Annotated in this window: 2 protein-coding genes; both read left to right on the forward strand. The window is 40.1% G+C overall.

Annotated elements, in window-relative coordinates:
• Nucleotides 1-33: 33 nt before the first annotated feature.
• Nucleotides 34-549, forward strand: coding sequence for a hypothetical protein (locus LZU85_RS20800; protein ID WP_103198394.1), 516 nt, complete (start codon nt 34-36; stop codon nt 547-549).
• Nucleotides 550-690: 141 nt separating this feature from the next.
• Entirely contained in the window at nt 691-1101 is a 411-nt protein-coding gene (locus LZU85_RS20810; RefSeq protein WP_072609610.1) for a hypothetical protein, read from the forward strand.
• Nucleotides 1102-1352: the final 251 nt, after the last annotated feature.

Genomic DNA, 1352 nt, shown 5'->3' on the forward strand with positions numbered 1-1352 from the left:
CTTAACGCGGCGTTATGCTTACAAGGAGGTTGAATGAGAGATAGCGTATTTAAGATAATGTTATCTAAAGATCGCAATATTAGCTTTTGTGTGTGGTTGAAAATTACATTGTTAGAAATCTACTTGGGTGAGCAGTTGCTTGAGATGATTTCCAATACCGCATCATATAATCACGAAACTGAAGGGCTGATTATCGGCAGTGAGTCGAATGGTTGGAAAAAACCACTGATTGATTACATCCCTTCGACATATCTGAATGCTAAGTTAAAGGATTCGATACTACGATTACTTCGAATAAAGTATCTTTATCAATACAAGCTAATCAAAAAGGTCGATTCTAAATCTTTAGAATATGACGACAAAGCAACATTATATAAATTAAACCACGCTTCGTTGCATCTGTTAACGGAACTAAAATTAGCATACAACACGATTTGGGTAGGTCTAAACCTTACAATAGATCTAATCGTCTATCTCTGCACCAAAGATTTAGCAACAACGCTTGCAGTCGGTGGCGCTATAGAGTTTATTAGACGCTTTAAATTGTAAGCATAACAAAGCGTTTAAGTGGGATTTGGCACGCGTGGCATTTTCAGTTTGCGTTGGGTTCAGTGGTTACGGCACTGTGCGGTAGCTTTTGTATTGCGTGCCTGCACCCCTTAACACGGCGTTATGTGAATAAGGGAAACTATGAGTTTTGATATCGCAATTTTAAGTTTGGAAAAGCGAGTATCCAACGCGGAAGCCAGTGAAATTTACGCTGAAATACTTGAAGGTAATTACAGTAATGTTGCTAAAAATGCAGCAATAGAAGATTTTTATCGTGAGTTAACTGCCATACATCCTGAAATTGATGACATTCCGGATGACAAAACTGAGGACATCGATTTTTGTCCTTGGAGTTGTGAGTTTGATAAGTCTGCCGCGCACATAATTATAAGCTCGGTTTGGTCTAAATCTGACTACGTATATGACCTTGTTCAATCACTCGCTGTTAAACATAATCTTGCCCTCTTTAGCCCACAAGCGGAAATAGTTGTATACCCTGACGGTTCTGAGGGTGGTGAAGTGGAAAAGAGGGCATGGTGGAAATTCTGGTAAATTCACATAACAAGGCGTTTAAGCGGGATTCATGCCGCATGGCATTTTTGGTTTGCAGTGAGTTTTGGTGGTGAAAATGGTCTGCGGAAGCTTGGTTTATGCGGCATTCACCCCTTAACGCAGCGTTATGTTTAGTCACGTAAAATCAGTTGGTTGCATCTTTTCTTTGCTTTTTCAGCTTTCTAATTTTGGTCTTGTCGGCAAGTTACGTTTAGTGGTCGCTGTTTTCTGGACTCCAATTCGTGGGCGCT

The sequence above is a fragment of the Vibrio floridensis genome (genome assembly GCF_021852965.1).
Taxonomy (GTDB): Bacteria; Pseudomonadota; Gammaproteobacteria; order Enterobacterales; family Vibrionaceae; genus Vibrio; species Vibrio floridensis.